General features: G+C 68.9%; 24 protein-coding genes, 1 pseudogene and 1 riboswitch. Of the genes and pseudogenes, 12 read left to right on the forward strand and 13 right to left on the reverse strand.

All coding sequences use genetic code 11. The features are described from left to right. Positions 1–6 precede the first annotated feature (6 nt). A riboswitch (S-adenosyl-L-homocysteine riboswitch) is annotated at positions 7–87 on the reverse strand. A gap of 46 nt (positions 88–133) precedes the next feature. Next, positions 134–1,360, reverse strand: coding sequence for a methionine adenosyltransferase (metK, locus tag LYSHEL_RS09035; RefSeq protein WP_213433652.1), 1,227 nt, complete (start codon positions 1,358–1,360; stop codon positions 134–136). 155 nt (positions 1,361–1,515) lie between these two features. Here metK and LYSHEL_RS09040 point away from each other — a divergent pair, with 155 nt between their 5' ends. Continuing rightward, positions 1,516–2,547 carry a metal-dependent hydrolase gene (locus tag LYSHEL_RS09040; RefSeq protein WP_213433654.1) on the forward strand — a complete coding sequence of 344 codons (1,032 nt, stop codon included), beginning with the start codon at positions 1,516–1,518 and terminating at the stop codon, positions 2,545–2,547. Between the two features lie 218 nt (positions 2,548–2,765). Here the strand turns inward: LYSHEL_RS09040 and dusB are convergent, their stop codons facing one another. The 5 genes from dusB to LYSHEL_RS09065 form a co-directional block, all read right to left on the reverse strand. Next, positions 2,766–3,764 (reverse strand): tRNA dihydrouridine synthase DusB, encoded by a 999-nt coding sequence (dusB, locus tag LYSHEL_RS09045; RefSeq protein ID WP_213433656.1) that lies wholly within the window; start codon positions 3,762–3,764, stop codon positions 2,766–2,768. Between the two features lie 44 nt (positions 3,765–3,808). Continuing rightward, positions 3,809–4,750, reverse strand: coding sequence for a ribokinase (locus tag LYSHEL_RS09050; RefSeq protein WP_213433658.1), 942 nt, complete (start codon positions 4,748–4,750; stop codon positions 3,809–3,811). Positions 4,751–4,763: 13 nt separating this feature from the next. Beyond that, a complete protein-coding gene (locus LYSHEL_RS09055) occupies positions 4,764–6,062 on the reverse strand; it encodes a NupC/NupG family nucleoside CNT transporter (RefSeq protein WP_213433660.1) in 1,299 nt (432 codons plus the stop codon). Between the two features lie 89 nt (positions 6,063–6,151). Beyond that, positions 6,152–7,285, reverse strand: coding sequence for a GGDEF domain-containing protein (locus LYSHEL_RS09060; RefSeq protein WP_213433662.1), 1,134 nt, complete (start codon positions 7,283–7,285; stop codon positions 6,152–6,154). A 70-nt stretch (positions 7,286–7,355) separates the two neighbouring features. After that, entirely contained in the window at positions 7,356–7,916 is a 561-nt protein-coding gene (locus tag LYSHEL_RS09065) for a TMEM165/GDT1 family protein (RefSeq protein WP_213433664.1), read from the reverse strand. Between the two features lie 296 nt (positions 7,917–8,212). Between LYSHEL_RS09065 and LYSHEL_RS09070 the strand changes: the two genes are divergently transcribed. Next, the gene (locus LYSHEL_RS09070; RefSeq protein ID WP_213433666.1) at positions 8,213–9,181 is read left to right on the forward strand and encodes an aldo/keto reductase; all 969 of its coding nucleotides are present in this window, start codon (positions 8,213–8,215) and stop codon (positions 9,179–9,181) included. A 9-nt stretch (positions 9,182–9,190) separates the two neighbouring features. Here LYSHEL_RS09070 and LYSHEL_RS09075 read toward each other — a convergent pair whose 3' ends face one another. From LYSHEL_RS09075 to LYSHEL_RS09085, 3 genes are all read right to left on the reverse strand, one after another. Next, positions 9,191–10,465: a PDZ domain-containing protein gene (locus LYSHEL_RS09075; RefSeq protein WP_213433668.1), complete on the reverse strand. Its 1,275-nt coding sequence runs from the start codon at positions 10,463–10,465 to the stop codon at positions 9,191–9,193. 65 nt (positions 10,466–10,530) lie between these two features. Further along, positions 10,531–11,094 carry a hypothetical protein gene (locus LYSHEL_RS09080; RefSeq protein WP_213433670.1) on the reverse strand — a complete coding sequence of 188 codons (564 nt, stop codon included), beginning with the start codon at positions 11,092–11,094 and terminating at the stop codon, positions 10,531–10,533. Next, positions 11,087–11,665 carry an RNA polymerase sigma factor gene (locus tag LYSHEL_RS09085; protein ID WP_244858494.1) on the reverse strand — a complete coding sequence of 193 codons (579 nt, stop codon included), beginning with the start codon at positions 11,663–11,665 and terminating at the stop codon, positions 11,087–11,089. Before LYSHEL_RS09085 ends, LYSHEL_RS09080 begins: the two co-directional genes overlap by 8 nt. Before the next feature lie 83 nt (positions 11,666–11,748). Here LYSHEL_RS09085 and LYSHEL_RS09090 point away from each other — a divergent pair, with 83 nt between their 5' ends. The 5 genes from LYSHEL_RS09090 to LYSHEL_RS09110 all read left to right on the forward strand — a co-directional run bounded on the left by LYSHEL_RS09090 (position 11,749) and on the right by LYSHEL_RS09110 (position 15,211). After that, a complete protein-coding gene (locus tag LYSHEL_RS09090) occupies positions 11,749–12,720 on the forward strand; it encodes an SPFH domain-containing protein (RefSeq protein ID WP_213433672.1) in 972 nt (323 codons plus the stop codon). A 3-nt stretch (positions 12,721–12,723) separates the two neighbouring features. Beyond that, positions 12,724–13,158 carry an NfeD family protein gene (locus LYSHEL_RS09095; RefSeq protein WP_213433674.1) on the forward strand — a complete coding sequence of 145 codons (435 nt, stop codon included), beginning with the start codon at positions 12,724–12,726 and terminating at the stop codon, positions 13,156–13,158. 69 nt (positions 13,159–13,227) lie between these two features. Beyond that, complete coding sequence (gcvT, locus tag LYSHEL_RS09100; protein WP_213433676.1) at positions 13,228–14,328, forward strand: glycine cleavage system aminomethyltransferase GcvT; 1,101 nt, start codon at positions 13,228–13,230, stop codon at positions 14,326–14,328. A 91-nt stretch (positions 14,329–14,419) separates the two neighbouring features. Further along, a complete protein-coding gene (gene gcvH, locus LYSHEL_RS09105) occupies positions 14,420–14,815 on the forward strand; it encodes a glycine cleavage system protein GcvH (RefSeq protein ID WP_213433678.1) in 396 nt (131 codons plus the stop codon). Positions 14,816–14,890: 75 nt separating this feature from the next. Continuing rightward, positions 14,891–15,211, forward strand: a complete 321-nt coding sequence (locus tag LYSHEL_RS09110; protein WP_213433680.1) for a hypothetical protein — start codon at positions 14,891–14,893, stop codon at positions 15,209–15,211. Between the two features lie 346 nt (positions 15,212–15,557). On the opposite strand, the pseudogene LYSHEL_RS16150 reads toward LYSHEL_RS09110, so the two are convergent. Both LYSHEL_RS16150 and LYSHEL_RS09120 read right to left on the reverse strand, forming a co-directional pair. Then, a pseudogene (locus LYSHEL_RS16150) lies at positions 15,558–15,992 on the reverse strand (hypothetical protein); the annotation flags it as partial. A 155-nt stretch (positions 15,993–16,147) separates the two neighbouring features. Then, the gene (locus LYSHEL_RS09120; protein ID WP_407075139.1) at positions 16,148–17,524 is read right to left on the reverse strand and encodes a serine hydrolase domain-containing protein; all 1,377 of its coding nucleotides are present in this window, start codon (positions 17,522–17,524) and stop codon (positions 16,148–16,150) included. A gap of 101 nt (positions 17,525–17,625) precedes the next feature. Between LYSHEL_RS09120 and LYSHEL_RS09125 the strand changes: the two genes are divergently transcribed. Together LYSHEL_RS09125 and LYSHEL_RS09130 are read left to right on the forward strand one after the other, a co-directional pair. Beyond that, complete coding sequence (locus LYSHEL_RS09125) at positions 17,626–18,219, forward strand: LemA family protein (RefSeq protein ID WP_213437742.1); 594 nt, start codon at positions 17,626–17,628, stop codon at positions 18,217–18,219. A gap of 55 nt (positions 18,220–18,274) precedes the next feature. Then, positions 18,275–20,200, forward strand: a complete 1,926-nt coding sequence (locus tag LYSHEL_RS09130) for a M48 family metallopeptidase (RefSeq protein ID WP_213433684.1) — start codon at positions 18,275–18,277, stop codon at positions 20,198–20,200. 15 nt (positions 20,201–20,215) lie between these two features. Here the strand turns inward: LYSHEL_RS09130 and LYSHEL_RS09135 are convergent, their stop codons facing one another. Further along, a complete protein-coding gene (locus LYSHEL_RS09135; RefSeq protein ID WP_213433686.1) occupies positions 20,216–21,802 on the reverse strand; it encodes a GMC family oxidoreductase in 1,587 nt (528 codons plus the stop codon). A 129-nt stretch (positions 21,803–21,931) separates the two neighbouring features. Here LYSHEL_RS09135 and LYSHEL_RS09140 point away from each other — a divergent pair, with 129 nt between their 5' ends. From LYSHEL_RS09140 to LYSHEL_RS09150, 3 genes are read left to right on the forward strand one after another with little or no spacing between them, the layout of a single operon-like run. Next, positions 21,932–23,314 (forward strand): NTP/NDP exchange transporter, encoded by a 1,383-nt coding sequence (locus LYSHEL_RS09140; protein ID WP_213433688.1) that lies wholly within the window; start codon positions 21,932–21,934, stop codon positions 23,312–23,314. Next, positions 23,311–24,531: an NAD-dependent epimerase/dehydratase family protein gene (locus tag LYSHEL_RS09145; protein ID WP_213433690.1), complete on the forward strand. Its 1,221-nt coding sequence runs from the start codon at positions 23,311–23,313 to the stop codon at positions 24,529–24,531. The genes LYSHEL_RS09140 and LYSHEL_RS09145 overlap by 4 nt, the downstream gene beginning before the upstream one ends. A gap of 1 nt (position 24,532) precedes the next feature. Continuing rightward, entirely contained in the window at positions 24,533–24,883 is a 351-nt protein-coding gene (locus tag LYSHEL_RS09150; protein WP_213433692.1) for a DUF1304 domain-containing protein, read from the forward strand. Here the strand turns inward: LYSHEL_RS09150 and LYSHEL_RS09155 are convergent. Continuing rightward, on the reverse strand, positions 24,880–25,341 hold the full coding sequence (locus LYSHEL_RS09155; RefSeq protein WP_213433694.1) for a hotdog fold domain-containing protein: 462 nt from the start codon (positions 25,339–25,341) through the stop codon (positions 24,880–24,882). The two genes, LYSHEL_RS09150 and LYSHEL_RS09155, sit on opposite strands and share 4 nt — an antisense overlap. Between the last annotated feature and the right edge of the window lie 4 nt (positions 25,342–25,345).

A 25,345-nucleotide genomic window follows, 5' to 3' on the forward strand; every position in this document is an offset into this window, starting at 1 on the left:
GCTCCATTCGAGCGGGCGCCGTTGTTGCGTGGTGCACCCCACCGAGCCTGGCCGTGCCTATCCACGGTCGCAGCGCCCCTCGGCGGAGCAGGAGGCGCGGCCCTCGCGGCCGCGCCCCCGATTTGCTTGCGACTTACTTCTTGAGCCCGCCGTCCTTGCGCAGCTCGTCGGCCTTGTCCGTCTTCTCCCAGGAGAACGCGGTGGCCTTCTGCTTCTTGCCGGCGCCGTCGACGTACTCGAACGCCTGCGGCTTGCGGCCGAAGTGGCCGTAGCTCGCGGTGGCCTGGTACATCGGGTGGATCAGGTCGAGCATCTTCACGATGCCGTACGGGCGCAGGTCGAAGTGCTTGCGGATCAGCTTCTCGATCTTGTCGTCGGAGATCTTGCCGGTGCCGAAGGTGGTGACCGAGATCGAGGTGGGTTCCGCCACGCCGATCGCGTAGGACACCTGCACTTCGCACTTGTCGGCCAGGCCGGCGGCGATGATGTTCTTGGCGACGTAACGCGCCGCGTACGCAGCGGAACGATCGACCTTCGACGGATCCTTGCCCGAGAACGCACCGCCACCGTGGCGGGCCATGCCGCCGTAGCTGTCGACGATGATCTTGCGGCCGGTCAGGCCGCAGTCGCCCACGGGGCCGCCGATCACGAAGATGCCCGTCGGGTTGATGTGCACCTTGTTCTTCGGCAGCTTGTCGAGCCAGTTCTTCGGCAGCACCGGCTTGAGGATGTGCTCGTACACGCCCTCGACCAGGTCCTTCTGCTTGATGCCCGGATCGTGCTGCGTCGACAACACGACGGCGTCGAGGCCGGCGATCTTGTCGCCTTCATAGCGCAGCGTGACCTGCGACTTCGCATCGGGGCGCAGCCACGGCAGCTTGGAGTTCTTCGCCTTGCGCACCTTCGCCTGCTGTTCGACGAGGCGATGCGAGTAATAGATCGGGGCCGGCATGAATTCCGGCGCCTCGTTGCAGGCGTAGCCGAACATCAGGCCCTGGTCGCCCGCGCCCTGTTCTTCCGGCTTCTTGCGGTCCACGCCGGCGGCGATGTCCGGCGACTGCTTGCCGAGCATGTTGATGATCGCGCAGGTGTGGCCGTCGAAGCCGACGTCGGAATTGTTGTAGCCGATGTCGTTGATGACCTTGCGCGCGAGCGTTTCGATGTCGACCCACGCGCCGGTGGTGACTTCGCCGGCGACGATCGCCGCACCGGTCTTCACCATCGTTTCGCAGGCCACGCGGGCGCGCTTGTCCTGCGCGAGGATCGCGTCGAGGACGGCGTCGGAGATCTGGTCGGCGATCTTGTCCGGGTGGCCTTCGGAGACGGATTCGGAGGTGAAGAGGTAGCTGGAGCTGGTCATCGCTGGATATATCCTTTGATTCGGATGAAAGGATGGGCCGGCATTGTACAAGCCTGCGGACGGGATTGCGCAGTTTGCGCCATCGCTCGTTCAGAGGAAAACCAAGCGGCCGTAAGCGGTGGGGAGGTGGGCGGCTGCTCGGCTAGGATCGGCGCATGGATTCGATCACCCACCTGTTCGTCGGCGCCGCCATCGCGGCCGCCATCGCCCCGCCGGCCCAGCGCCGCGCGGCCCTGCTGGCCGGGGCGGCGCTCAACACGCTGCCGGACCTCGACGTCCTGCCGCTGTTCCTCACGGACAACCCCGTGATCCGCATGACCTGGCACCGGGCGGCGACGCACTCGTTGCTGGTGCTGCCGATCGTCGGATGGCTGCTGTGGATGTGGTTCAAGGGCCGGGGCGGACGGGTCTCGGCGGCGCCGGTGCGATGGTTCTGGATCTTCCAGCTGGCGCTGGTCACCCATCCGTTGCTCGATGCCTTCACCGTGTACGGGACGCAGCTGTTGTGGCCGCTCGATGTGCCGCCGGCGATGTGGTCGACGCTCTTCATCATCGATCCGGCGCTGACGTTGCCGTTGATGGTCGGGTGCATCGTCGCGGCGTTCGTCGGCGCGCGGCGGGCAGGGCAGCGGGCGCTGGTGGCGGCGTTGTCGATATCCGTGGCGTACCTGGGGTGGTCGATCGTCGCCAAGCAGATGGTCGATCGCGTGGCCACGCAGTCATTGGCCGCGATCGGGCTGGGCGACGCACCGCATTTCTCGACGCCGATGCCGTTCAACACCTTGTTGTGGCGCGTGGTGGCGATGACGCCGCAAGGGTTCGTCGAAGGCGAGCGTTCGCTGGTCGCCGACCACGGGCCGATGCAGTTCACCGCGCATCCTTCCGACACGCAGGCGCTGGCCGCTGTGCGCACGCAGCCCGATGTCGCGAAGCTGCTCTGGTTCAACCACCACTTCATGAAGGCGCAGGTGCGCGACGACACGCTGGTGCTCAGCGACCTGCGCATGGGATCGGAGCCGGACTACAGCTTCCGGTTCGCGGTGGCGGAACGCGCCGGCGATGGCTGGCGTGCAATCCCCACCCAGCAGATGCGCTGGCCGTGGGAAGCCTCGCGACGCCTCGCGCCGATGTGGACGCGCATCTGGCATGCGCCCGCGAGCCCGCCGCAGACCGTCGGCGACGATTGATTTCGGACGGGACGCGCAGAGTGTTCGCGCGGGACGCGGGATCGATCGTGCAGACGCGAACGCGCGCGATCCGGAGACTGCGCCCGTGGTTGACCTCTTGCGCAGCCGCCCGTCGTGAGACGCGCCGACGTTCAAATCCCCTGCAAAACCTGTGACCAGAAAGTTGCGTCGCGCCTGGGGTTGGCCCGATTTCCCGGAAGGTGATTTTCCGCAGCGCGTTATGCGGCGACCGGCAGGTCCGGTGCCACGCCCGCGATCAGCGCGTCGAAGTAATCGCGCGTCAGGCGCAGTTGCGCCTCGGCCGTCTCGGCGCGATTGACGACGTGGCGGAAGGCGAGATGTTCGCGCTGGTCCTTCGCGTACCAGCCCAGGTGCTTGCGCGCGATGCGCACGCCGGATTGCTCGCCGTAGAACGCGTGCAGCGCTTCGAGGTGGCCCAGCAGCACGTCGCGCACGTCGGCGAGCGAGGGCGGGGCGAGGTAGGTGCCGGTCGCGAGGAAATGCGCGACTTCGCGGAAGATCCACGGCCGGCCCTGCGCCGCGCGGCCGATCATCACCGCATCGCAGCCGGTTTCGCGCAACACCGCGGCGGCCTTGTCTGGGCTGTCGATGTCGCCGTTCGCGATCACCGGGATCGACAGCGACGCCTTGATCGCCGCGATCGTCGTGTACTCGGCCACGCCGCCGTATTGCTGGTCGCGCGTGCGGCCATGGATGGCGAGCGAGGCGATGCCGCTCGCTTCGGCGATGCGCGCGATCTCCGGTGCGTTGCGCCGGTCGCTCGCCCAACCGGTGCGGATCTTCAGCGTCACCGGCACGTCGACTGCGCCGACCACGGCTTCGAGGATGCGCGCGACGAGGGCCGGTTCGCGCATCAGCGCCGATCCCGCCCAGGCGTTGCACACCTTCTTCGCCGGGCAGCCCATGTTGATGTCGATCAGTTGCGCGCCGTGGTCGACGTTGTAGCGCGCCGCCTCGGCCATCACCGCCGGGTCGGTGCCCGCGATCTGCACGCTGATCGGCGCCGGCTCGTCCACGTGGTCCATGCGGTGCAGCGACTTGGCCGTGGACCAGAAACGCGGATCGGACGTCGTCATCTCCGACACGCACAGCCCGGCGCCCAGCTGTTTGCACAGGATCCGGAACGGCTTGTCGGTGACGCCCGCCATGGGGGCGAGGATCACCTTCGGGTCGATGGCGTGGGGGCCGATGCGCATGGGGCGCGATTCTAAGGCCCCTGCCGCGATCAGGCCTGAAATGCTCAGGCCGGGCGCAACCTCGGCATGGCCTCGGCGGCGCCGCGCCGTTCCGTCGACCGTGCAGCGAACAGGCCCGCGAAGGCCACATGCTCGGCGAAGGCCGCGTCGCGTTGCGCGATCGAAGCGGCAAGCGCGCCGCTGAAGGCATCGCCTGCGCCGGTGGTATCGACGACGTCGGCGCGTTCGGCCGCCACGCGATAACAGGCGGCGCGATCGCCGCGCATGGCGTCGCCATGCGACACGAACGCACCCGCGGCACCCAGCGTGATGACGACCGTGCCGTGCGGCAACAAGCGCCGGCACACCGCATGCAGCGCATCGTCGTCCATGCGCACGACGGATTCGGGATCGATGCGCTCGCCGACGTGCTTGCCCGCCAGCGCCACGAATTCGGTTTCATTCGGCGTCGCGATGTCGGTGAGCGCCAGCAGCGTGCCGTCGACGTCGGCATTCGCGGGCGCGGGATTGAGCACCGTCGTCGCCCCTGCCTCGCGTCCGAGCCGCAACGCCATCGCCACCGCATCCGTCGGCGATTCGCGCTGCACCAGCACCACGCGCGCACCGGTGAACACATCGACCTGCGCCGCGATGAAGCCTGCGTCGAGGTCGCCGTTCGCGCCCGCGCCGATCACGATGCTGTTGCGCCCCTGCGCATCCACGTAGATGCCGGCGGTGCCGGTGGGATGCGTGCTGCGCTGGTCGCGCAAGTCGATGCCGTCCGCGTTGGCGAGCGCGCGGGCGAGTTGCGCGCCCGCGTCATCGCCGAGCGCGCACAGGAACGTCGTCGCCGCCCCCGCACGCACCGCCGCGACCGCCTGGTTGAAGCCCTTGCCGCCCGGCCCGGAGCCATACGCCCCGGCGAGCGTTTCGCCGGGGTGCGGCAGGCTCTCGCACCGCCACACGTGGTCGACGTTGAACGAACCGGCGACGACGACGCGTGTCATGCCCCGGCCTGCCTCAGGTTCCGAGGTACGTCAGCACGCCGGCGATCGTGGCCGTCATGAACGTCGCGATCGACCCGCCGAGCACCGCGCGCAGGCCGAAGCGCGCGAGATCCCCGCGGCGTTCCGGCGCAAGCCCGCCGATGCCGCCGATCTGGATCGCGATCGACGAGAAGTTGGCGAAGCCGCACAGCGCATACGTGGCGATCAGCTTGCCCTGTTCGGTCAGCATCACGCCCGGCACCTTGCCGTTCACGATGTCGGCGAGCTGCAGGTAGGCCACGAATTCGTTGATCACCACCTTCTGGCCGATCAGCGAACCGACCGTGGTCGCGTCCTGCCACGGCACGCCGATCACCCACGCCACCGGCGCGAGCACGTAACCGAAGATCGTCGCCAGGCTGGTCGGCTTGCCGATCGCGCCTTCCAGGCCCGTGACCTGGCCGAGCCACGTCAGCGGCGAATCGACGAGCGCGATCAGCGCGATGAAGGCGAGCAGCATCGCGGCGATGTTCAGCGCCAGGCGCAAGCCATCGCCCGCGCCGGACGCCGCCGCGTCGATGACGTTGCTGGCGGTCTTCTCCACTTCCATCTTCACCGTGCCGCGCGTGAGCGGCGTGCCGGTTTCCGGGATGAGGATCTTGGCGACGACGAGCGTGGCCGGCGCGGCCATGATCGAGGCCGCGAGCAGGTGCTTGGCGTAGAAGGCCTGCGCGACCGGATCGCCGCCGCCCAGCATGCCCACGTACGCGGCGAGCACGCCGCCGGCGATGTGCGCCATGCCGCCGATCATCATCGTGATCAGTTCGGATTCGGTCATGCGCGGGATGTACGGGCGCACGGTCAGCGGCGCTTCGGTCTGGCCGATGAAGACGCTCGCGCACACGGACGTCGTTTCCGCGCCCGACACGCGCATCACCTTCGTGATCGCCCACGCCATCGCGCGCACGATCATCTGCATCACGCCGAGGTAATACAGCACGCCCATCAGGGACGCGAAGAAGATGATGGTGGGCAGCACCTGGAACGCGAAGATGAAACCGAACTTCGACGTATCCATCAGCGAGCCGAAGATGAAGTTCGAACCGGCGCCGACGAAGCTGAGCACCTTCACGAACCCGCGCCCGAGGGCGTCGAACACATCGCGCCCGCCCGGCACCAGCAGCACGATGGCCGCAAAACCGATCTGCAAGGTCACGCCCGTCGCAACGAGGCGCCAGTCCACGGCCTTCTTGTTGTTCGAGAACAGCCACGCAATGCCGATGAGCACCGCAAGTCCGAACAGGCCGAAACCGACCCGCGCCAAAGCTTCCATCGATGAATCCCCATGGGCCGTTGCGGCCGACGGCGCAATCTACGGGCTGGGCGCCCCGTCGGGCAACCGAGGGGTGCCCGCGGCCGTGTTCAGGTATCCCGCGCGAGCACGCGGTTGCGCCCGGTGGACTTGGCCATGTTGAGGCGCAGGTCCGCGCGGCGGAGCATGCCGGACAGGTCGCTGGCTTCGTGCGGGAAGCTCGCCACGCCGGCACTGAACGTGAGCAGCAGCGGGTCGGCGCCCTGTTCGGGCACGAAGCGCCGCGCGAACAAGGTGCGCCGCAAACCGTCCACGCGCTCCCACGCGGTGCCGAGCGGCTTGCGCAGCACCAGCACGAATTCCTCGCCGCCCAGGCGCGCGAGCCATTCGCCGTCCTCCAGGCTGTCGCGCATCAGGTCCACCACGTGCAGCAGCGCGCGGTCGCCGGCGTGGTGGCCGATTTCGTCGTTGATGCGCTTGAACGCATCGAGGTCGATCAGCGCCACGCACAGGCTGACGCCGTCGCGGCGGGCCGCATCGAGCAGGCGCGGGAAGCGATGCACGAGCCAGGTGCGGTTGGGCAGTCCCGTCAGGCCGTCCGTGCCGGACATTTCCACCAGCCGCTGCATGCGATAGACCACGACCGCCGTGATCAGGGTGAACGCCACCAGCAGCACGAGCCGCTGCAACTGCCCGCCCAGGCTCACCGTGCCGTAGTCGCTGGAAATCAACTGGTCGGGCGTGGCGATCGCGAACACGACGAAGGTCAGCACGGCGTACTGCGCGACCGCGAGCAAGCCGATGAGCAAGGTCACGCGGCCGTCGTTGCGCAGCGCGGTCAGTGCGATCGCGAGCAGGTACCCGCACCACACGATCATGCTGTTGAGGCCGGCCGGCAGGTGGTTGAGCGCGAGCAGCACCAGCACCAGCGTCGTGGCGCTCACGTCGTAGGCGGCGGAGGCGAAGGGCAGCCAGCGGAACCGGCGCTTGTGCCGCGCCAGCGCGAGCCAGACCTGCGCGGAAAGATTGACGAACACCGCGCCGGCCAGGCCGATCAGCGTTTCGTTGACCTGCCCGCCCGTGGTGGCGTTGGCCAGCGGCAGCAGCAGCAACATCGCAGCGACCACCACGCGCAGCCGCGCGACGAGCAGTTCGCCGCCCGCGCCGACTTCCAGCATCACCTCGTCGGGCCGCGACAGCAGCGCAGTGGCGATGTCGCGGTAATGGCGCCCCGTGGTGCGCATCCGGTGTCCCCCCAATCCCCGCGGCGAGGATAGCGCTACTTGCGCCCACCGCGGGGTGGTGCGGCGGCGATCAGCCCAGGCCGCGGAACGCGGTCCAGATCGCCAGCGCCAGGAACAGCAGCGCCGCGACGATGCGCGCAGCGCGAAGCGGCAGTTTCGCCGCGAAGCGGCTGCCGAGCAGCACCACAGGCACGTTGGCCAGCAGCATGCCCACCGTCGTGCCCGCGACCACTTCCCACAGCGGGTGGTACTTCGCCGCGAGCAGCACGGTGGCGACCTGCGTCTTGTCGCCGATCTCGGCGATGAAGAAGGCGATGACCGTGGCGATGAAGGCGTTGCGCGCGGGCAGGGCCTGGTCGTCGTCGAGCTTGTCGGGCTTGAGCGTCCACAGCGCGATGGCGAAGAAGCTCACCGCCACGACCCAGCGCAGCACCTGCGGCGTGAGCCACTGCGCCGCGATCACGCCCAGCCAGCCGGCGAGCGCATGGTTGAGCAGGGTGGCCACGAGGATGCCCGCGATGATCGGCACGGGCTTGCGGAAGCGCGCGGCCAGCAGCAGCGCGAGGAGCTGGGTCTTGTCGCCGATCTCGGCGACGGCGACGGCCAGGGTGGAAACGAGGAAGGTCTGCATCGATGGGAGTTCCGGGGGCCGGGCGTTTCGCGTGGACGCGAAGGCGACGCCACGCAGCCCGGCCCCGGTTGCCCGGTGTGGTGCGCAGCGCTCGCCTTCGGTCTTGCTCCTGCAACGTGCGTTGCAGCCTGGCGCCATGGCCTGCCGGCCAAGTGTGTTGGCGCCCGGTCCGCACGGCCGGTGACGGCGGTGCGGCGAGCTACTCCCCGGAGGAAAGAGGGCGGCATTGTAATGGCCTCGCGGCGACGGCGCGATGGTTAGACTCGCGGTCCTGTTCAGCAGGCAAGGACACGCGCATGCAATACCGCCGCCTCGGCTCTTCGGGCCTCCAGTTGTCCGCGCTCTCCTTCGGCGCCTGGGTCACCTTCGGCAAGCAGGTGGGGCGCGGGGAAGCGCGCGAACTGCTCGCCGCCGCCTACGACCACGGCATCAACTTCTTCGACAACGCCGAGACCTACGCCAACGGCGAAGCCGAACGCGTGATGGGCGATGCGCTCGCCGACCTCCGCCTGCCGCGCGATGCGTGGTGCGTGTCGAGCAAGGTGTTCTTCGGATCGGTGGACGGGCCGCGGCCGACGCAGCGCGGCCTGTCGCGCAAGCACGTGCACGACGCCTGCCACGATGCGCTCAGGCGCCTGCGCGTGGATTACCTCGACCTGTTCTTCTGCCACCGCGCCGATCCGGACACGCCGATCGCCGAGACGGTGCTCGCGATGGACACGCTCGTGCGCCAGGGCAAGGTGTTGTACTGGGGCACGTCGGAGTGGCCGGCGCAGGCGATCCGCGAAGCGCACAAGGTCGCGCGTGCCAACGGACTGATCGCGCCGACGATGGAGCAGCCGCAATACAACCTGCTGCATCGCCAGCGCGTGGAACTGGAATACGCACCGCTGTATTCCGAGTACGGCATGGGCACCACGATCTGGTCGCCGCTCGCCTCGGGCCTGCTCACCGGCAAGTACAACGCGGGCGTGCCGCAGGATGCGCGCCTGGCGCAGGAAGGCTACACGTGGCTGCAGTGGTTGCTGCAGGATCCGGCGGAGCGTCGCCTCGAACGCGCGCGTGCATTCACCGACGTGGCGAAGCAACTCGGCGTGGCGCCCGCGCCGCTGGCGATCGCCTGGTGCCTGCGCAACCCGCACGTGTCGACGGTGATGCTGGGTGCGTCGCGCACCGAGCAGTTGCTGCAGAACCTCGAAGCGCTCGACCTTGTCGAGCGCTTCGATGACGCGACGTGGGAGCGGTTGGCCGCTGCGGCGAGTTGATGCAACGCGTCAGTTGCCGCGCACGTCCTCGGTGATGATCTCGACGTCGGGCGCTCCGGGCGCGTCCGGCGCCATCGGGGGTTCCGGCGGCGCCGGCAGGCTCGTCGGCGCGATGACGTGGTCGATCACGATCTGGCCCGGCGCGTCCGGTGCATAGGCCACGCGCGTGCCGTCGCGGTAGAGCGCGATCGTGCCGTGCTCCAGGTGCAGGTCTTCCATCGCGGCCGGCGGCGGCGGAGGCGGCAGCGGCGCCTTCGGTGCGCGCGGCGGCGGGGGCGGCGGCGGCGCGGGCACGCGGAACGGCATCGCCTTCGGCACTTTCACGCGCGTGCTGGCGACCTTGCGATCGCGCAGGTATTCCACCAGCGCCATCGCGTTCTCCGGCTTGTCGCGCAGCGCATCCATCGCATCGCGCGGCGACGACACGGCGCGGCCGTCGATCTTCTGGATCACGTCGCCCGGCTGCAGGCCCGCGAGATCGGCGCCGGCGCTGAGCACCAGCACGCCGCGATCGGTGCCGAAGTAGCGACCTAGCGCGGGATCGACCGACGCCAGGTTGAGCCCGTTCCAGCGGAACGCTTCGGCCAGCATCGGCACCTTGCAGTCCTGGCCCTTGCAATCGCCGCGCGGTCCGATGCGGATGATTTCCTGCTCCAGGCCCGGCGCCATGCCCGGCACGTCGATGAGGTGGATGCGGCGGCCCTCGCCCGGTTCGGCGCCGCGGAGCACGACGGTTTCCGGTTCCATGCGCGGCACGACGCTCGCGGTGGCGGTCTGTCCGCCGCGCTGGTAACCGATGCGCACCGGCTTGCCTTCTTCCATGTCGGACAGCAACGTGCGCGCGTTGTCGACGCGCAACTCGCTCGTGGTGCCGAGCACCTGCGTGCCGTTGACGCTGGTGATGCGATCGCCGGTCTTCAGGCCGGCCTTCGCCGCGCCGCTGTCGGGCGTGACGCCGGCGACGCGCACGCCACCCTGCGCGTCGGGCGCGAGCACCACGCCGATGACGGGCTTGAGCACCATGCGCTGGTCGATGACCTGCACGCGTCCGTTGTCGCGGCCGAGCTGGCGGTTGAGGGCGGCGACGCGGCGCGCGGCCTGTTCGAGGTCCTTCTGCGCGGCGGCGAGCTGCGCTTCGGTGGCGGGATCGGCGACGCGGACCTTGGTGGCGGGCGCGGCTGCGACGCGCGCCTTCGGTGCCGGCGTCTGCGCGGCGGCCAGGCCGCCGGCGAGCGCGAGCGCCACGGCCAGGCCCAGCAGGGAACGGGTGCGGATGGGTTGCATGCAAACCTCTTGGTCGGGATTCGATGGCATGGATGCGGCGCGGGAAGAAAGCGTCGCAGTGGTGTTCAGTCGACGCGCACCAGCGCGCCGTCGTAGCGTTCGCCCTGCGCGACCAGCCAGCGGCGCGTGCTCTCGAAGCCGACGGATTCGCGCAGCGTGTCCACGCGTGCCTGCCACAGCGTGAGCTGGCGGTCGCGCGGAAGATCGGACCGGGCGAGGGCGGCATCGATGCGGGCGAGCTGGCGATCCAGGTCGACCGCGACTTCGGCGGCGGCGCCGCTGGACACGCGATCGTCGCGCGCCACGTCGAGCAGGCGTTCGAGTTGCGCGGATTCGGACTGGAGCGCGACGAGCGGATCGGCGGGCGTCGTGGCGGTGGCGGTCGTGGCGACCACGTTCGGCGCAACCGCGGGCATCGGGCCGAGCAACCGCAACGGCACGATCAGCACGAGGACGAGCGCGGCGGCGATCGCCAGGCGCACCGGCCACTGCGGACGCGCGCGCACGCGCAGGCGCGGCGCGATGTCGGGCCATGCATCGCGGTCGGGACGTTCGAGCGGCAACGCGGCGAACGCGGCGCCCCAATCGGCGGGCGCGCCTCCCTGGGTGGAGCGGATGTCGTCAGGCATGTGCAGCCTCCGGGACCTGGAGCACTGCGCGCAGCTTCTTCGTGCCGCGCGCGAGTTGTGACTTGGAAAAACTGGGCGTGCGCTGCATCAGCGCCGCGATTTCGTCGTGCGTGTAGCCCTCGCCGTGGTACAGCCACAGCACGCTGCGCGTGGCCGTCGGCAACGTCGCCAGCGCGCGCTGCAGCAGCGCCGCATCGGCGGCGGCCGGCGGCAGCGGCGCGAGGTCCTCGGCGTATTCGGACGGATCGTCGACGCCGATTTCCTGCGCGAGCCGCTTGTCGCGACGCAGGCGCATCAGCGCCTCGTTCACCGCGATCTGGCGCAACCAGCCCCAGAACGGACTGCCGTCGCCGCGGAACTCGCCGATCCGGCCCAGCACCTTGAGCATCGTTTCCTGCAGCACGTCCTGTGCCTCCTCGCGGTTGCCGGCGATGCGCAGCGCCAGGGTGAACACCGGGCGCTCGAACCACCGGTAGAGCTGCTCGAACGCCGCGCGATCCCCGGCCCGTGCGCGGGCGAGGAGGGCGTCGGGGACATCGATGGCGAAGCTCGAATGACCGGTCATGTGCATGGCTGGATGCCCGAGGGGGCGAAACCGTCGCAGGCCCCCGGCAACCCTATACTCCGGCCGACCTGAGCATGGGGAGTGTGGCTATGTCGTTGAGCTGGATCCTGACCGCGGTCGTCGTCTTCTTCGCCATCGTGCTCGTGTCCAAGGCGGTGCGGATGGTGCCGCAGGGCTTCGAGTGGACCGTCGAGCGCTTCGGGCGCTACACCCACACGCTGAGCCCGGGCCTGCACTTCCTCGTGCCGATCTACCAGCGCATCGGGCGCAAGATCAACATGATGGAACAGGTGATGGACGTGCCCAGCCAGGACGTCATCACCAAGGACAACGCCGTGGTGAAGGTGGACGGCATCGTCTTCTTCCAGGTGCTCGACGCGGCCAAGGCCGCCTACGAGGTCGCGCAGCTGGAGGTCGCCATCCTCAACCTGGTGATGACCAACATCCGTACCTCGATCGGTTCGATGGACCTGGACGAGTCGCTCTCCAAGCGCGACGAGATCAACGCGAAGGTGCTGGTGGCGGTGGACGCGGCGACGCATCCGTGGGGCCTGAAGGTCAACCGCATCGAACTGAAGGACATCCAGCCGCCGCGCGACCTCATCGATTCGATGGCGCGGCAGATGAAGGCCGAACGCGAGAAGCGCGCCAACATCCTGGAAGCCGAGGGCCACCGCGCCGCGGCCATCCTGCGCGCCGAAGGCGAGAAGCAGGCCGCGATCCTGGAAGCCGAAGGCCATCGCGAAGCCTCGTTCCGCCAGGCCGAAGCGCGCGAGCGCCTGGCCGAAGCGGAAGCGAAGGCGACGCAGGTCGTGTCCGATGCCATCGCCGGCGGCAACGTCAACGCCATCAATTACTTCGTCGCGCAGAAATACATCGAGGCCTTCAAGTCGCTGGCCGAGGCGCCGAACCAGAAGTTCGTGCTGATGCCGATGGAATCCTCCGGCGTGCTCGGTTCGCTCGGCGGCATCGCGGAACTGGCGCGCGAAGCGCTCGGTGCACCGCGCATGGCCGCCAAGCCGATCGCGCCGCCGCCCACGCCGCGCCCGGCCGGGAGCTGACCCATGCGCATGGATGTCTTCGCGTGGGCCGCCATCGCGCTGCTGCTGTGCGCGGCGGAGATGATCGCGCCGGGCGCCTTCCTGTTGTGGCTCGGGTTCGCCGCGGCCGCGGTGTTCTTCGTCGTGCTACTGGTACCCGGGATCTCGGTGCTGTCGCAGGCCGTGCTGTTCGGCGTGCTGGGCGTGCTGTCGATCCTCGCGTGGCGGCGCTGGGCGCGCGGTCGCGGGCGCGCCAGCGACGACCCGGTGCTCAACAAGCGCACCGCCGCGCTGATCGGGCGCGTGGTCCCGCTGGAGCGCGGGATCGTCAACGGACACGGGCGCGTGCAGATCGCCGATGCGTTCTGGGACGTGGTCGGGCCGGAGTTGCCGGCCGGCACGCCGGTGCGCGTGCTCTCGGCCGAAGGCATGACGTTGCGGGTGGAAGCGGCCGGCTGAGCTTGCCGGCGATGCGATAATCCGGCGCTTCGGCCGCCGCCTTGCGGCCGCCCCCCACGGAGCCGGTGCATGACGCGCAAGACCATCCTCAACGACACCCATCGTTCGCTCGGCGCGAAGATGGTGGACTTCGGCGGCTGGGACATGCCGCTGCACTACGGTTCCCAGGTGGACGAGCACCACCTCGTCCGCAGCGACGCGGGCATGTTCGACGTCTCGCACATGACGGTGGTGGACCTGCGCGGCGCGCGCGTGCGCGAGTTCCTGCGCAAGCTGGTCGCCAACTCCGTCGACAAGCTGAAGGTGCCGGGCAAGGCGTTCTACACCGCGATGCTCGATCCGCAGGGCGGCGTGATCGACGACCTGATCGTGTACTTCATGGGCGAGGAATGGTTCCGCCTGGTGGTCAACGCCGCCACGCGCGACAAGGACCTGGCGTGGATCACGGGCGAGGCGAAGGCCTTTGACGTGTCGGTGAGCGAACGCCCGGAGTTCGGCATGGTCGCCGTGCAGGGACCGACCGCGCGCGAACGCGTGGTCGGCCTGCTCGACGCGGCGAGCGCGCCGGTCGTGCAGAAGCTCGCGCGCTTCGCCGCGGTGGAGGCCACCTCGCGCGACGGCGTGCCGCTGTTCGTGGCGCGCACGGGCTACACCGGTGAAGACGGTTTCGAAATCATCGTCCCCGAAGCGCAGGCGCCCGCATTCTGGAACGCGCTGCTCGCCGCCGGCGTCAAACCCGCCGGCCTGGGCGCGCGCGACACGCTGCGCCTGGAAGCCGGCATGAACCTCTACGGCCAGGACATGGACGAGACCACCACGCCGTACGAGGCGGGCATGGCATGGACCGTCGCGCTCGATGAAGGCCGCGACTTCACCGGCCGTGCCGCGCTCGAAGCGCAGCGCGCCGCCGGCGTACCGCGCCAGATGATCGGCCTGGTGATGGACGAGAAGGGCGTGCTGCGCCACGGGCAGAAGGTGCTCACCGACAACGGCGACGGCGAGATCCTGTCGGGCACGTTCTCCCCGACGCTCGGCAAGGCGATCGCGTTCGCGCGCGTGCCGTCGGGCGAACCGGGCCAGGTGCGCGTGGACATCCGCGGGCGCGAAGTGCCGGTGCGGGTGGTGAAGTTCCCGTTCGTGCGCGAAGGCAAGGCGCAACCCGGCATCTGACCAAAGGCATGCGGCGCGCTTGATTTCGCGCCGGTGCCCTTCGCTACACTACGACCCACCCCCCGACGACGTAGAGCACGGAGCAACGCGAATGAACGAGATCCCCGGCGACCTGAAGTTCATGAAGTCCCATGAGTGGGCGCGCGTCGAAGGCGACGGCAAGGTCACCATCGGCATCTCCGACCACGCGCAGGGCCTGCTCGGCGACCTGGTGTACGTCGAGCTGCCGAACGTCGGCGACCGCGTCGAACAGGGCACGGCGAGCGCCGTGGTGGAGTCGGTCAAGGCGGCGTCCGATGTGTATTCGCCCGTCACGGGCAAGGTCGTCGCGGTCAACACCGCGCTGGCCGACAAGCCGGAAACGATCAACGAAGACGCCTACGGCGAAGGCTGGATCTTCGTCGTCGAAGCCGAAGAGCCGGAGCAACTCAACGATCTCCTCGGCCCCGACGACTACGCCGAACTGCTCGAAGCCGAAGACCACTGACGCGCGTTCCGAACACGGTCGCGCACGTCGCGACACACCCGATCCGGCCGCCTCGCGCGGCCGGATTCGTTTCCGGTGTTCGCGCAGTTCCGCGCAAATCGGGTGTTGCGACGCGCCATCGCGAAAACTTTTTTGCGGCCGACAAACGGTCGCGAACTTGCCCGCGCGGGCAACGCCGAACGGCGTCGTCGACGATCGCGCGCGGCATGCGCGACGGTCGCGATCCGCGTTCGCGTTTTTGTTGCAGTGCTGAAATCAAGATGTTTTTTGCAAGCGATGTCGCGACGGCGCGCCGCGCGCGACCGCGCACCCCTCGCCGCGCACGCACCGCCGACCCGCGCGCGCGGCGCCCGACGCGGCCCCCCGCGGGAGAAAAAAATCAAGGGGGGTTGTTGACATCGCAAAAAAGCCTAATTAGGTTTCGCCGCATCTGCCGCCCGTGCGGAAAAGAGTGAGTCTGAAAAACACGACAACGCGCACCACGAAACGGACCTCCGCCCGGACACAACACACGGTGGATGCAGGCCCCGTTTCCTTCGCGAAATCGCACAGGCACCAAATCCATCAAACCCGCGACGCTCGGCGTGGCGGGTTTTTTATTGCCGCGGCCCTGCCGTCGCGGTGCACCGAATCCGTCCCGGCGCGCCTGGCGCGTCGGCGGTTGGCCGCGGGTCCGACTCCCGCGGCGTCGCTTCGAACTGGGCAGTTCTAGCCAAGCAAGTCCACTGACGAGGAGCCATCCCATGGCCATGAAGAAAGCTGCGAAGAAGTCCGCCAAGAAGGCGACGAAGAAGACCGCCCGTAAATCGGCGGCCAAGAAGACCGTCCGCAAGGCCGGTGCCAAGAAGGCTGCGAAGAAGACGGCGAAGAAGGCCGTCCGCAAGACCGCGAAGAAGACGGCGAAGAAGGCCGTCCGCAAGACCGCCAAGAAGGCTGTCCGCAAGACTGCGAAGAAGGCCGCGAAGAAGGCCGTCCGCAAGACCGCGAAGAAGGCTGCGAAGAAGACCGCCCGCAAGGGTGCAGCCAAGAAGACCGCCCGCAAGTCGGCCGCCAAGAAGACCGTCCGCAAGGCCGGCGCCAAGAAGGCGACCAAGAAGCGCGCTGCGAAGAAGGCCGCCAAGAAGCCTGCAGCCAAGAAGGCCCGCAAGGCCTCGCGCAAGTCGGCACCGGTGAACATGCCGGCGCCCGTCATGCCGATGATGTAAGCAAGACCCGAAGCCGTAATCGAGACCCCATCCCGCGTTTGCCCAGGCGGGGTGGGGTTTTCTTTTGGGGTGACGAAAACAGGAACGCCGGCGCGAGGCCGGCGTTTTGCGTTCCAGCCGAAGCGGATTACTTCGGCGAGGCGGTGGACGTGTTGGCGTCGGCGCCGGCCTGCGTGGCCGGGGTGCGGCCCTCGGCATACAGCAGGTCGTCGGACGGTTCGACATCGAGCCAGCGCTGCGCGGGCATGCCGATCGCGCGGTCGATGATCGTGGGCAACAGGCCCGACGGCAGCGAGCTTTCGCTGTTCCAGAGGATGGCGACGCCGAGGTCGCGTTCCGGCAGCAGCGCGACCAGGCCGCGATAGCCCTGCACCGCACCGCCGTGGAAGACAAGCTGGTGGCCCGCGTAGTCGTACACGCGCCAGCCGATCGCATAGCTCGCGGCGGACAGGCGCGCGCGGCGCCACGACGACCCGCGCACTTCGCCCGGCGTGGACACCAGCGGTGCATGCAACGTGGCGAGCAGCGGCGCGGGCAGCACGTCGGGGCGATGGCCGCCCTGCGCGATGAGCCACTGCGCCATGTCGGAGATGCTGGCGTTGACGCCGGCGGCCGGGGCCACCTGGTAGTAGTTCGGCTTCGGCGTGATCGACACCCAGCCACCGCGACCGTGCACGTGCGGCTTGGCCCAGCGCGGGCTCGCTTCGATGCCTTCCAGGCCGTAGCTCGCATCGTTCATGCCCAGCGGCTTGAAGATGCGGCGCTCGACTTCCTGGCTGTAGAAGCTGCCGGTGGCGGCGAACACCACGTCGCCGATCAGGCTGAAGGCGATGTTCTGGTAGCCGTAGCAATCGCCGGGCAGGCACGCGGCCGGCGCGTACGCGAGCTTCTGCGTGAGCGAGCGGTAGTCGACGTTGCCCTCGAGGTCGCGGTCGTAGGTGTTGTGCACCAGGCCCACGCGATGGCTGAGGACGTCGGCCACCGTGAGGCGCTGCGTGGCGTACGCATCGCGCAGGTGGAAGTCGGGCAGGAAGTCGGTGACGCGGCTGTCCCACCGCAGCTGCCCGTCGTTGACGAGCAGGCCGGTCATCGTGCCGGCGAAGGCCTTGGACAACGACGCGAGGCGGAAGACGGTGTGCGTGTCGACCGGCTCGGCCGCGCGCGTATCGGTGATGCCGTAGCCGCGAAGCGAGACGATGCGCCCGTTCTGCACGATGGCCATCGCCATGCCCGGGATGCGCTGGTCCACGACCAGTTGCTGGGCGATGTCCTCGAACATGCGGACGTTGAAGCCGTCGGCGACCGGGAGCGGGTGGGGCACCAGGCCCGTGGGGCTGATGACGGGCGCGGCGGACGCGACCTGCACCGGCGTGCGGACCACCGGCGCCGAAGGCGCGGGCGTGTCCCAACGAAGCGGCGTCTGGGCCGCGGAACCGACGGCGAGCGGAAGGAGCAGGCCGGCGATGGCCCCCCTTGCGATTGCCCGAATTGAAGCGCCTTTCATCGGGCGATCCCCCTGCGTATGCTGCGATTGCTGGCGGATCATAGCGCCACGCCCACGGTTTGCATGAACGCGCGTCAATAAAACAAGGGGAAGTTCTGATGATCGGCTTGTTGATCCTGCTTGCGCTTGTCGTCGTCGTCGGCTTCTGGGTCATGGGGATGTACAACGGGCTGGTCACCGCCCGGAACGCCTTCAAGAATGCGTTCGCGCAGATCGACGTGCAGCTGCAGCGCCGCTTCGACCTCATCCCGAACCTGGTCGAGACCGTGAAGGGCTACATGGCGCACGAGCGCGGCACGCTGGAAGAGGTGATCGCCGCGCGCGGCGCCGCGATGGCGGGCCTGTCCGCCGCGAAGGCCAGCCCGGGCGATCCGTCCGCGATGGCCGAGCTGGCCAACTCGCAGGGCGTCCTGAATGGCGCACTGGGTCGCCTGATGGCGGTGGCCGAGGCCTATCCGGACCTCAAGGCCAACCAGAACATGATGCAGCTCACCGAGGAGCTGACGTCCACCGAAAACAAGGTGGCGTTCGCGCGCCAGGCCTTCAACGATTCGGTGATGACGTACAACAACCGGCGCGAGACCTTCCCGTCCTCCATCTTCGCGGGCATGTTCAATTTCCTGCCGGCCGCCTTGCTCGAGATCCCGGCGGAGCAGCAGGCGCAGGTGCGCGCCGCGCCGAAAGTGCAGTTCTGATCGAACGACGCCGCGCCCGGCGTGAGGCCGGGCGCGCGCCGATGGGGACCTTCGCATGAATTTCTTCGAACGCCAGGCAGCCGCGCGGCGGAGTTCCTCGCGCCTCGTGCTCCTGTTCGCGCTGGCGGTGGCCGGCATGGTGCTCGCGGTGGATGGCGCGGCGTGGCTCGTGTTCGGCAGCAGCGGCGCCGATCCGGGCGAGACCGGCGCGTTGCTCGCGTTCACCACGCTGCTCACGATCGGCATCGTCGGGCTGGGATCGCTGTACCGCATCGCCTCGCTGCGCGGCGGCGGCGAACCGGTCGCGCAGCAGATGGGCGGCACGCCCGTCGCGGCCGACACCACCGACTTCAGCATGCGCCGCCTGCGCAACGTGGTCGAGGAAATCGCGATCGCCTCCGGCGTGCCGGTGCCGAAGATCTACGTGCTCGAAGAAGAGTCGGCGATCAACGCGTTCGCCGCGGGTTATTCGCCGTCGGACGCGGTCATCGCGGTCACGCGCGGCGCGCTCGACAAGTTGAACCGCGACGAGTTGCAGGGTGTCATCGCGCACGAGTTCAGCCACATCCTCAACGGCGACATGCGGCTGAACATCCGCCTGATGGGTGTGCTGTTCGGCATCCTGATGATGGGGATCATCGGCCGGAAGATCCTGGTGAACGCGCGCTACGGCGGGCGCAACAACAAGGGCGCGGGCGTGATCATGATCGCGGCGCTCATCGCGATCGTGGTGGGCTACGTCGGCGTGTTCTTCGGCCGCATGATCAAGGCCGGCGTCGCGCGCCAGCGCGAAACGCTGGCCGACGCGTCGGCGGTGCAGTTCACGCGGCAGACCACCGGCCTGGCCGGCGCGCTGAAGAAGATCGGCGGGCTCGATGAAGGCTCGCGCCTCACCGCCAGCCAGAACACGGAAGAAGTGAGCCACATGCTGTTCGGCGAAGGCCTCGACTTCTCGGGCCTGTTCGCCACGCATCCGCCGCTGCTCGAACGCATCCAGGCGCTGGAGCCGCAGTTCCGCGCCGACCAGCTGGAGGCGCTGCAACGCAAGTGGCTCGACACGCCGCCGGACGGGCTGGAAGAAGACGTGCAGCTCGGCCTCGTGTCGCCGAAGGACGGCACGTTGCCATCGCCCACCGCGCAATTCGCGGTGACGCCACCGATGGTGGTCGCGCAGGTCGCGCAGCCGTCGCCGGACGACTACAAGCGCGCCGATGCGATCGCCGAACGCATCCCCGACGCCGTGCGCACGCTGGCCGGGCAACGCGATGCGGTGATGCCGTTGCTGCTCGGCTTGCTGCTCGACGAAGACCAGCAGGTGGCGTCGCTGCAGCGCGAGGAGATCGCCGCGCGCCTCGGCATGGCGATGTCGGAACATGCGCGCCAGTTGCGCAACGACCACCTGGCGACGCTGCACCCGGCGCTGCGCCTGCCCTTGGCTTCCATCGCATTCCCCGTGCTGCGCCTGCGCCCGCGCCCGGAACTCGACACCTTCCTCGACACGGTGCACGCGATCGTCCACGCAGACGGCCGCGTGTCGTTGTTCGAATACTGCCTCGGCCGCCTGCTGCAGGTGCAGGTACGCGAATCGCTCGATCCCTCGCGCCATGCGCGCTTCGGCCGCACGCCGCTCGCGCTGGTGCGCAGCGAGATTTCCACGCTGCTGTGCGTCGTCGCGCAGTGCGGGCACGAAGACCCGGAGATGGCCAAGCGCGCCTACCTCACCGGCATCCAGCGCGTGTTGCCCAGCGACCACCTGCCGTACCTGGCGCGGCCGCAGGGCGCGCTGGCGCTGGAGGAAACGTGGGGGCCGCTCGACGGGCTGGATCCGCTCGCCAAGCAATCGCTGGTGGAAGGCATCACCGCGACGATCGGCCACGACAACCAGGTGACGGTGGGCGAGGCGGAACTGCTGCGCACGATCTGCGCCGCCCTGCATTGCCCGTTGCCGCCGATGCTGGAAACCGCGCCCCGCGCGCGCTGACCCGGCGGCCGCGGATCAGCGTCCGCGGATCAGGTCGGATGCGCGCTCGGCGATCATCATCGTCGGCGCGTTGGTGTTGCCGCCGATCAGCGTGGGCATCACCGAGGCATCGATCACGCGCAGGCCTTCGACGCCACGCACGCGCAGGTCGTTGTCGACCACCGACGCCGCGTCGCTGCCCATCCGGCACGTGCCGACCGGGTGGTACACGGTCTCGGCCTTCGCGCGGATGAAGTCCGCGAGTTCGGCGTCCGACAGGTCGTTGCGCGCGGGGAAGATCGGCGCGCCGCGATAGGGATCGAAGGCCTTCTGCGCGAACAGCGTGCGCGAGACTTTCGCGCACTCCACCATCATCCGCAGGTCGAAGCCTTCCGCGTCGCTCAGGTAATTCGCTTCGATGCGCGGCTTGTCGCCGGCGCGGTTGCTGGCGAGCGCGATGCGGCCGCGGCTCCGCGGGCGCAGGAAGCAGGCGTGCAGCGTGTAGCCGTCGCCGCGCAGGCGATGGCGGCCGTGGTCGTCGAGCATCGCGGGGACGAAGTGGAACTGGATGTCGGGGCGATCGTCCGGCGCGAGCGCCGAGCGCACGAACCCGCCGCCCTCGGCGATGTTGCTGCTGCCGGGGCCGCTGTGGCCGCGCAGGTAGTAGTCGAACGCGATCTTGAGGTCGCCCACGCGGTCGTAGGTGATCGGCTGCGTGGAATGCTGCAGCGAGCAGATGTCGAGATGGTCCTGCAGGTTCGCGCCGACGTTGGGTGCATCGTGCACGACGTCGATCTTGAGGCGACGCAACGCATCCGCCGGCCCGACGCCCGACAACATCAGCAGTTGCGGCGAATTGATCGCACCGCCGCTCAGCAACACCTCCCGCGTCGCCTCGTAATGGAACGCCTGCCCGCGCACGACGCAGGTCACGCCGTCGGCGCGCCCCTTGTCGAAGGTGATGCGGCTGACCATCGCATCGGTGCGCACGACGAGGTTGGGCCGCGAGCGTGCGGGATTGAGGTAGGCCACCGACGCCGAACACCGCGCGCCGTCCTTCTGCGTCACCTGGTACAGGCCGACGCCTTCCTGGCGCGGGCCGTTGAAATCGTCGTTGCGCGCATAGCCCGCCTGCACGCCCGCTTCGATGAACGCTTCGGACAGCGGGTTCACGTAACGCAGGTCCGACACCGACAACGGACCATCGCCGCCATGCAAAGCATCCGCGCCGCGCGTGTTGCCTTCGTTGCGCCGGAAGTAGGGCAGCACCGCGTCCCACGACCAGCCGGTCGCGCCCTGCGCGGCCCAGTCGTCGTAGTCGCGCGCATGGCCGCGGATGTAGCACATCGCGTTGATCGAACTGGAGCCGCCGAGCACCTTGCCGCGCGGCCACCACAGGGTGCGGTTGTCGAGGTGTGGTTCCGGCGCGGTGTCGTAGTCCCAGTTCACGCCCTTCTTGCCGACCAGCTTGGCCAGGCCCGCGGGCATGTGGATGAAGGGATGCCAGTCGCGCGGGCCGGCTTCGAGCAACAGCACGCGCACGTGCGGGTCTTCGGAAAGGCGGTTGGCGAGCACGCAGCCGGCGGAGCCGGCGCCGATGATGATGTAGTCGAACGCGTGCACGGTGGATCCCGGGACAAGGCTGCGCGACGGTAGGCCGCGGGGATGGAGCAAGTACTCCAGGCATGGTAGCCATCCCCGCGACCTTTGGGCTAACGTGCCCCGGCACCCGCGCAGCCCCCACGGAAACCCATGGCGCCAACGGATCCCCGCGAAACGGATGGCGGCGCGCGCGCGTCGCGCGTCCGGGTGCGCCTGGTGGACCAGCCCGCGGCGCTGTGGTGGTCGCTGCTCTACTTCTTCAGCCTGCTGTGCGGCTACTACGTGCTGCGCCCCGTGCGCGATGCGATGGGCTCGTCGGGCGATGCGCTCACCGTGTTCCCGCGTTCGTGGGTGGCCTGGGCCACCGCGCGCGGCTGGGACATCACCGACTTCACGCTGCAGATCCTGTTCACGGGCACCTTCCTCGGGATGCTGTTGCTGCAGCCGTTGTACGGCGCGCTCGTGGCGCGCTTCCCGCGGCGCGTGTTCCTGCCGGTGGTGTACCTGGTCTTCATCGCGTGCCTGCTCACGTTCTACGTCGCGTTCCACCAGGCGTGGCCGGGGCGGGGCGTGGCGTTCTTCGTGTGGACGGCGGTGTTCAACCTGTTCGCGGTGAGCGTGTTCTGGAGCTTCATGGCGGACGTGTTCGACGATGCGCACGCCAAGCAGGTGTACGGCTACATCGGCGCGGGCGGCACGATCGGCGCGCTGGTGGGCCCGGTCATCACGCTGCACCTGGCGCAGCGCATCGGCGTGGGCAACCTGCTGCTCGTGTCGGCCGGGTTCCTGTGCGTGTGCCTGCTGTGCATCCTGCAGCTGCGTCCGTGGGCGATCCTGCGCGAACGCGCGCGCGGCGAAGCGAGCGGCGAACAGGCGATGGGCGGCTCGATCTGGGCGGGCCTGCGCCTGGTCGCGCGCGAACCGCTGCTGCGCGCACTTGCCATCCTGATGTTCTTCGGCGTCGGCGTGGGCACGCTGCTCTACAACGAGCAGGCCGCGATCACGCGCCATGCCTTCACGGACGATGCGGCGCGCACGGCGTTCTACGCCAACATCGACCTGGCCATCAACGGCCTGGCGATCGTCATCCAGTTGTTCGTCACGCGGTGGCTGTTGCGCACGCACGGCGTGGCGCCGGCGTTGCTGATTCCCGCGTTCGCGGTGCTGGCGGGGTTCTCGATCCTGGCGGCCTCGCCGTTCCCGATGATGGTCGCGATCGTGCAGGTGGTCACCCGCGCGGGCGAGTTCTCGCTGGGCAAGCCGGCGCGCGAGACGATCTACACGCGCGTGCCCCGCGAATGGCGTTACAAAGGCAAGGCCGTGATCGACACGTTCGTGTACCGCGGCGGCGACCTCAGCTTTGCGTGGGTGCACAAGGGGCTGTCGCTGTTCGGTTCGCACATCGTGTTCCTGGGCGGCGTCGGCATCGCCGGCGCCATGACCTTCGGCGCATGGCGCGTCATCCGCGCCCAGCGCACGCTGCCTGGCGACGCGTCGCGCGCCGGCCCCACCACCGGAGATCCCGCCGCATGACCAACCGCCGCGCATTCCTCAAAGCCTCGCTCGCCACCGCCGGCCTCGCCGCGCTGCCCGCGTTCGCACGCAAGCCGAAGGCGCCGGAGCCGCGCAAGCCCGGCGATCCGATGACCATCCTCGTCATGGGCGGCACGGGTTTCCTCGGCCCGCACTTCGTCGAAGCCGCGCGCGCGAAGGGCCACAAGCTCACGCTGTTCAACCGCGGCAAGACCAATCCCACGCGCTTCAGCGGCGAGGAATTCAAGGACATCGAACAACTGCACGGCGACCGCAAGACCGACATGAAAGCCTTGTCGGGCCGGCGCAAGTGGGATGCGGTGCTGGACACGTCCGCGTACCTGCCCGCCGATGTCACGCGTTCGACGCAGCTGCTGGGCAAGCGCGTCGACCAGTACCTGCTGGTGTCGACGGTGTCGGTGTACGCGAAGATGGACACGCCGAACCAGGACGAAACCGCGCCGCTCGCGGTGCTCGCCAATCCGAACGTCACCGAAGTCACGGGCGACACGTATGGCGGTTTGAAGGCGCTGTGCGAGCAGGCCGCCAACAAGGAAATGCCCGGGCGCGTGACCATCGTGCGGCCCGGCCTGATCGTCGGGCCCGGCGACAACACGGATCGCTTCACGTACTGGCCGGCGCGCGCGGACCGCGGCGGCGAAATCCTCGGGCCCGGCAGCGCGTCGGACCCGACGCAGTTCATCGATGTTCGCGACCTCGCCGCGTTCCTGCTCAAGGCGCTGGAAGACCAACGCTTCGGCACGTTCAACGCCGATGCGCCCGCGGGCAAGCTGACGATGGGCGAAGTCATCGCCACGGCGCAGCGCGTGTCCGGCAAGCCGTCGAAGGTGACGTGGGTGCCGGCGGACTTCCTCGACCAGCAACACGTCAGCGCGTGGCAGGACATGCCGGTGTGGATCCCGCCGGTCGGGGAATACGCGGGCTTCGGGCGCGTGAGCAGCGCGAAGGCGCAGGCGGCGGGGCTCACGTACCGGCCGCTCGAGACGACCACCGCCGACACGCTGGCGTACTGGCACACGTTGCCGGAAGACCGCCGCGCCGCACCGAAGGCGGGGCTGTCGATGGTGCGCGAAGCCGAAGTGCTGCAGGCGTGGCACAAATCGCAGGCGCCGGCGCCGGTGAAGAAGGCGAAGCCCAAGGCGCCGGCGAAGAAGGGATCGTCGAAGAAGTCGTCGTCCAAGAAAAAGAAGCACTGACATGTCGCTGCCCGCCATGGTCGTCGTCGCGCTCGTCGCGCTGCTGCACGGATGGTTCCTCGTGCTCGAGATGTTCCTGTGGACGAAGCCGGCGGGGTTGAAGACGTTCCGGCTCACGCCGGAATTCGCCGCGCAGTCGCGCACGCTGGCCGCGAACCAGGGGCTCTACAACGGCTTCCTCGCGGCGGGGCTGGTCTACGGACTGGCGATGCAGTCGCGCGAGATCGTGCTGCTGTTCCTGGTGTTCGTCATCGTGGCCGGTGCCTACGGCGCCGCGACGGTGAACAAGCGCATCTTCTTCGTCCAGGCCTTCCCCGCGATCATCGCGTCGGTGCTGGTCGGCTGGCGCTAGCGCTTCGGCGATACCCACATGGCGATGCGTGCGCGGAAGACGTCCGCGCCCTGCGGATCGCGCACCGACACGGTGACCGGCAGGTCGTAGCCCTGCGTGGATTCGACGGCGGCGATGTCCGGCGTGGCGACGGCGTGCATCGTGCCGTTCGCCTTGCCCAGGTACTCGACCTGCATGCCCTTCGGGATCCAGCGCATCGAGGCGGGGATCGTCGCGTCGGTCATCAGGCCACCCGCGAATTCGGCGAGGTTGCACAACGCGATCGCATGCACCGTGCCGATGTGGTTGGTCACCTTGCGGCGATGCGCGATCGACGCTTCGCAACGGCCCGGTCCGAGCACCGTGATGCGCGGTGCGATGCTGGCGAAGTAGGGCGCGCGCCAGCACACGGCGCGCGCGAACATCCAGTGGCCGCCAGGCCAGCGCGTGATCCGGCGGTAGAGTTGCAGCACCGACATGCGG

This window comes from Lysobacter helvus, assembly GCF_018406645.1.
GTDB classification, from domain to species: Bacteria; Pseudomonadota; Gammaproteobacteria; order Xanthomonadales; family Xanthomonadaceae; genus Noviluteimonas; species Noviluteimonas caseinilytica.

Coding starts and splice junctions, on each gene's coding strand:
- metK (WP_213433652.1), bottom strand. CDS start 1,360: ATGACCAGCTCCAGCTACCTCTTCACCTCCGAATCCGTCTCCGAAGGC.
- LYSHEL_RS09040 (WP_213433654.1), top strand. CDS start 1,516: ATGGATTCGATCACCCACCTGTTCGTCGGCGCCGCCATCGCGGCCGCC.
- dusB (WP_213433656.1), bottom strand. CDS start 3,764: ATGCGCATCGGCCCCCACGCCATCGACCCGAAGGTGATCCTCGCCCCC.
- LYSHEL_RS09050 (WP_213433658.1), bottom strand. CDS start 4,750: ATGACACGCGTCGTCGTCGCCGGTTCGTTCAACGTCGACCACGTGTGG.
- LYSHEL_RS09055 (WP_213433660.1), bottom strand. CDS start 6,062: ATGGAAGCTTTGGCGCGGGTCGGTTTCGGCCTGTTCGGACTTGCGGTG.
- LYSHEL_RS09060 (WP_213433662.1), bottom strand. CDS start 7,285: ATGCGCACCACGGGGCGCCATTACCGCGACATCGCCACTGCGCTGCTG.
- LYSHEL_RS09065 (WP_213433664.1), bottom strand. CDS start 7,916: ATGCAGACCTTCCTCGTTTCCACCCTGGCCGTCGCCGTCGCCGAGATC.
- LYSHEL_RS09070 (WP_213433666.1), top strand. CDS start 8,213: ATGCAATACCGCCGCCTCGGCTCTTCGGGCCTCCAGTTGTCCGCGCTC.
- LYSHEL_RS09075 (WP_213433668.1), bottom strand. CDS start 10,465: ATGCAACCCATCCGCACCCGTTCCCTGCTGGGCCTGGCCGTGGCGCTC.
- LYSHEL_RS09080 (WP_213433670.1), bottom strand. CDS start 11,094: ATGCCTGACGACATCCGCTCCACCCAGGGAGGCGCGCCCGCCGATTGG.
- LYSHEL_RS09085 (WP_244858494.1), bottom strand. CDS start 11,665: ATGCACATGACCGGTCATTCGAGCTTCGCCATCGATGTCCCCGACGCC.
- LYSHEL_RS09090 (WP_213433672.1), top strand. CDS start 11,749: ATGTCGTTGAGCTGGATCCTGACCGCGGTCGTCGTCTTCTTCGCCATC.
- LYSHEL_RS09095 (WP_213433674.1), top strand. CDS start 12,724: ATGCGCATGGATGTCTTCGCGTGGGCCGCCATCGCGCTGCTGCTGTGC.
- gcvT (WP_213433676.1), top strand. CDS start 13,228: ATGACGCGCAAGACCATCCTCAACGACACCCATCGTTCGCTCGGCGCG.
- gcvH (WP_213433678.1), top strand. CDS start 14,420: ATGAACGAGATCCCCGGCGACCTGAAGTTCATGAAGTCCCATGAGTGG.
- LYSHEL_RS09120 (WP_407075139.1), bottom strand. CDS start 17,524: ATGAAAGGCGCTTCAATTCGGGCAATCGCAAGGGGGGCCATCGCCGGC.
- LYSHEL_RS09130 (WP_213433684.1), top strand. CDS start 18,275: ATGAATTTCTTCGAACGCCAGGCAGCCGCGCGGCGGAGTTCCTCGCGC.
- LYSHEL_RS09140 (WP_213433688.1), top strand. CDS start 21,932: ATGGCGCCAACGGATCCCCGCGAAACGGATGGCGGCGCGCGCGCGTCG.
- LYSHEL_RS09145 (WP_213433690.1), top strand. CDS start 23,311: ATGACCAACCGCCGCGCATTCCTCAAAGCCTCGCTCGCCACCGCCGGC.
- LYSHEL_RS09150 (WP_213433692.1), top strand. CDS start 24,533: ATGTCGCTGCCCGCCATGGTCGTCGTCGCGCTCGTCGCGCTGCTGCAC.
- LYSHEL_RS09155 (WP_213433694.1), bottom strand. CDS start 25,341: ATGTCGGTGCTGCAACTCTACCGCCGGATCACGCGCTGGCCTGGCGGC.